Source organism: Rhizobium rosettiformans W3, assembly GCF_004912135.1.
Taxonomy (GTDB): Bacteria; Pseudomonadota; Alphaproteobacteria; order Rhizobiales; family Rhizobiaceae; genus Allorhizobium; species Allorhizobium rosettiformans.
This window is the reverse complement of record NZ_STGU01000052.1, coordinates 1-3,654: the sequence shown is the minus strand read 5'-3', so window position 1 is coordinate 3,654 and position 3,654 is coordinate 1. Positions and strand designations below refer to the sequence as shown.

Sequence of the window (3,654 nt, the reverse complement as noted above, 5' to 3'; positions counted from 1 at the left end):
GAATGAGCTACGATGAGCCGAAAATCCTCTCTTCTCAATTAAGCCAGTTCTGTCTCATGGGCGCTGATGTCGGACACTGGCAACTGCTCTCATGCCGATGATCACCGCAACCGCGGTTCACGCCGAGGGCGGCGACATCAAAACCAATGCCGCAGCCGTTGAAGCTGACATCGCCAAGCTTGAGCGCGTGAAGGTCGATCTGGTCGCGCCGCCCTTCATCCATGCGCATAGCCAAAAGGCCGAAGGCGGACCGAAGGTCGTCGAATTCACGCTGACCATCGAAGAGAAGAAGATCATCGTTGATGATGCTGGCACTGAGGTTCATGCCATGACCTTCAACGGCTCGGTTCCCGGCCCGATGATGGTCGTCCATGAAGGTGACTATGTCGAGGTGACCCTGATCAATCCGGCCACCAACAGCCTGCAGCACAACATCGATTTCCACTCGGCAACCGGTGCTCTGGGCGGCGGCGCGCTGACCCTGGTCAATCCCGGAGAAAGTGCGGTTCTGCGCTTCAAGGCGACCAAGGCCGGCGTCTTCGTTTACCACTGTGCACCTCCCGGCATGGTCCCGTGGCACGTGACCGCCGGCATGAACGGTGCGATCACGGTTCTGCCGCGGGAGGGCCTGAAGGACCACAAGGGCAACGACCTCGTCTATGACAAGGCCTATTATGTCGGCGAACAGGACTTCTATGTGCCCAAGGACGAAGACGGAAACTACAAGAAATATGAGAGTGCCGGTGATGCCTATGCCGACGTGCTCGAAGTCATGAATACGCTCACCCCGAGCCATATTGTCTTCAACGGAGCCGTCGGCGCCTTGACCGGCGACCATGCGATGACGGCGGAAGTCGGCGACCGGGTGCTGATCCTGCATTCGCAGGCCAATCGTGACACGCGTCCGCACCTGATCGGTGGCCATGGCGACTATGTCTGGGCGACCGGAAAGTTCGCCAACCCGCCGGAACTCGACCAGGAAACCTGGTTCATCCCCGGCGGTGCTGCGGGTGCTGCCTATTATACCTTCCAGCAGCCGGGCATCTACGCCTATGTGAACCACAACCTGATCGAAGCCTTCGAGAAGGGCGCGGCTGCCCACTTCAAGGTCACCGGTGACTGGAACGACGATCTGATGACCGCCGTGGTCAAGCCGGAAAGCTGATAGAACGGCAAAAGGGCGCCCGGCAAAGGCGCCCTTTTGCGCATCCCGCTCTCGCGAAGGACCGGTTCCATGCCTGCCTCGATATCCGCACCACTGCCCCAGAAGGCTTTTGGTTCACTGGCACTTCCCTTAGGGTTGATTGCAGTCCTGACCGCCGCTGTCGCTCTTCAGGCAGGTGTCTTCTCCTTCGGTTCGCCCTCTTTACCTGGACCGGCAGTGATCACCGTTGAGCCGGGGTCATTCGCCTACCGTCAGCCGGGTGAATTCTATCGTTCGGGCTTTGCGGTCGATGGTCCCAAGGCCGAAGAGACGGTCAGCCATGCGCTTACCATCATGAAGTATCAGGTAAGCACGCGCGATTATGATGCCTGTGTGGCGGAGAATGTCTGTGCTGCGCGCGAAACGGCGAGCCCCTCGCGTGCCGACCTTCCGGCGACTGGAATCAGCCACGACGATGCGACCGTCTATGCAAAGTGGCTCTCAGACAAGACCGGCTCGCTTTGGCGCTTGCCGGACGATCGCGAACTTGCCTTTGCCGCAGCCGAGGACTTTCCAGACGATGCGCTCGGGGTCGATTCTGACAGCGGCAATCCGGCGCTGCGCTGGCTTGCCGATTACGAGCGCGAGGCAGCCCGCAAGCGTTCGCGTGATCCCGAACCCTTGCCCTATGGCAGCTTTGGCGAAAACCGTCATGGCCTTGCCGATTTCGCCGGCAATGTCTGGGAATGGACATCGACCTGCAATCGACGCGTCGACCTGAGCTCGACCGGCAAGGCAAGCACCGTGGAAAGCTGCGGCGTCTATATCGCGGCCGGAAAGCATCGTGCGCCGCTCAGCTCATTCATTCGCGACCCAAAGAGTGGTGGTTGTGCCGTCGGCGTGCCCCCGGACCATGTCGGTTTCCGCCTCGTCAGGGATGACAGCTGGTACGCGCCCTTGCTATACTCGACCGGTATCCTGTAACTAGAGGATACGCGTAGCACCGCACTCGCCAGCTTTGGCCTTCATGGGCTTATCCTCGCGTCGGGCAGTGACGCGCTGGCGGCAGGAGAGGGCATTTTTTGAAGCTTGACCGGACGATCATCAAGTCTTTGTCATTATTCGACAAGATGAGCGACGAAGAGTTGGATGCGCTTCTCGTTCCCGCGCAAACGAGGCGGCTGCCGATTGGGGAATCTGTATTTGAACAGGGCCAGCCCGCTTCCTATTTCTTCTTGCTCTTGCATGGTCGTCTGAAGGTGACCCAGGTGACCAGCGCCGGCCAACAGATCATCGTGCGGGTGGTGCATCCGGGCGACCTGTTCGGCTTCGCAAAGGCCCTGCAACGAAACGATTATCCCGGAACAGCCCTGGCGGCCGCAGAAAGCATTGTTCTGTCTTGGCCGACAGAGCTCTGGCCGCGCTTCGTCGAACGCAATCCGAGGCTGGCCGTCAGTGCGATGGAGACGATTGGGCAGCGGCTCGAAGAAGCCCATGTTCGAATTCGTGAGATGTCGACACAAGAAGTCGAAAAGCGGGTCGCCCACACGGTTCTGCGACTGGCTCAAAAAGCGGGTCGCGCCGAGGCTGCGGGCATCCGGATCGATTTCCCGATTTCAAGGCAAGACATCGCCGAGATGACTGGGACGACGGTGCATACCGTGTCGCGTATCTTCAGTGCCTGGGAGAGCAGGGGGCTTATTGAAGGGGGCCGGCAGAAACTCCTGGTCCGCGATCTGGCCCAACTGGAATCCGTAGCAGATGCTCTTCCAGAGCGCCGTTAAAGGCTCGAAAACCGCTCCCATACTTGATATTGCGCAAAGAGGGATGGGCCGTCCTGTCCTATCTCTGTCTCCAAGGGAACGAGGTGTTCCTGTTTAAGGAGATGAAAATGAAACTGCGTAGTGTCACCCTGGCGGCTGCTCTTTTGCTCTCGGTTCCCGCTTTTTCGATGGCTGCGGATTTCGAAGTCAAGATGCTCAACAAGGGGGCCGAAGGCGCCATGGTCTTCGAACCGGCCGGCCTGAAGATCGCTCCCGGCGATACCGTCACCTTCGTCGCCACCGACAAGGGCCACAATGCCGAAGCCATCAAGGGCATGGTCCCGGAGGGTGCGGCCGAGTTCAAGGGTAAGATGAACGAGGAGATCAAGGTGACTTTCGACGTGCCGGGTCTCTACGGCATCAAATGCGCGCCGCATCTCGGCATGGGCATGGTCGCCGCCATCCTCGTCGGTGATGCGCCGGCCGCCAATCTCGACGCCTTCAACGCAGCCAAGTTGCCGAAAAAGGCCCGCGAACGCATTGATGCTGCCGTCGCTGCAGCCCAGTAACAAGACCCGTGCACCGATCACAGATGGCACGGCTGACGCCGTCGGGGTGTGGATCCCCGGCGGCGTCGGCAGTTTGCAGACCCCTTCAATGATCGGGGGTCACTCGTGTTAGATCCCACCGTCAGCCAGAAGGCCGCTATGCGCGCGGTCAATTGCATTTCGTAGCTGGTCGACCGGA

The 3,654-nt window shown here is 59.8% G+C and carries 4 protein-coding genes; all 4 read left to right on the top strand.

Going from position 1 to position 3,654, the window contains the following annotated elements:
- The first annotated feature begins 91 nt into the window (after positions 1–91).
- The 4 genes from nirK to FAA86_RS24145 all read left to right on the top strand — a co-directional run bounded on the left by nirK (position 92) and on the right by FAA86_RS24145 (position 3,476).
- Positions 92–1,165 (top strand): copper-containing nitrite reductase, encoded by a 1,074-nt coding sequence (gene nirK / locus FAA86_RS24160; protein WP_136543841.1) that lies wholly within the window; start codon positions 92–94, stop codon positions 1,163–1,165.
- 69 nt (positions 1,166–1,234) lie between these two features.
- The gene (locus FAA86_RS24155; RefSeq protein ID WP_136543839.1) at positions 1,235–2,128 is read left to right on the top strand and encodes an SUMF1/EgtB/PvdO family nonheme iron enzyme; all 894 of its coding nucleotides are present in this window, start codon (positions 1,235–1,237) and stop codon (positions 2,126–2,128) included.
- A gap of 98 nt (positions 2,129–2,226) precedes the next feature.
- Positions 2,227–2,928, top strand: coding sequence for a Crp/Fnr family transcriptional regulator (locus FAA86_RS24150; protein ID WP_136543837.1), 702 nt, complete (start codon positions 2,227–2,229; stop codon positions 2,926–2,928).
- A 107-nt stretch (positions 2,929–3,035) separates the two neighbouring features.
- A complete protein-coding gene (locus tag FAA86_RS24145) occupies positions 3,036–3,476 on the top strand; it encodes a pseudoazurin (protein ID WP_136543835.1) in 441 nt (146 codons plus the stop codon).
- The last annotated feature ends 178 nt before the right edge of the window (positions 3,477–3,654 follow it).

Bases quoted from the DNA above. Each gene is read 5' to 3' on its own strand.
- nirK (WP_136543841.1), top strand. From the start codon at position 92: ATGCCGATGATCACCGCAACCGCGGTTCACGCCGAGGGCGGCGACATC.
- FAA86_RS24155 (WP_136543839.1), top strand. From the start codon at position 1,235: ATGCCTGCCTCGATATCCGCACCACTGCCCCAGAAGGCTTTTGGTTCA.
- FAA86_RS24145 (WP_136543835.1), top strand. From the start codon at position 3,036: ATGAAACTGCGTAGTGTCACCCTGGCGGCTGCTCTTTTGCTCTCGGTT.